The organism is Vibrio sp. DNB22_10_4, from assembly GCF_052879755.1.
Genome location: NZ_JBNNXW010000110.1, coordinates 1 through 245, shown reverse-complemented (window position 1 = coordinate 245; position 245 = coordinate 1). Strand labels below are relative to the sequence as shown.

1 protein-coding gene is annotated in these 245 nt (G+C 64.9%); it reads right to left on the bottom strand.

Features of this window, described 5'->3' with window-relative positions:
* The coding region (locus ACVA6Q_RS24870) for a DUF2076 domain-containing protein (protein WP_446649257.1) at positions 1 to 245 on the bottom strand (245 nt) is incomplete at both ends.

Genomic DNA, 245 nt, shown 5'->3' with positions numbered 1-245 from the left:
AGGCTGTCGTCACGCGAGGCTGTGTTGCCATTGCTATTGCCGCTATCACCGTCGTAGTAGTTGTTGATCACCGTTTCCGTGGAGCCGCCCATCAACGGCTGCTGGCCAAAGAAGCCGCCACCGCCGCCGCTGTTGTGATGGAACAGGTTTTCGATGCCTTGGAACAGGAGCGCGCCGCCGGCCACGCCGGCTGCCGTGGTGGCCACGCTGCCCAGCGTGCTGCCCAGGCCGCCGCTGAAGAAGCC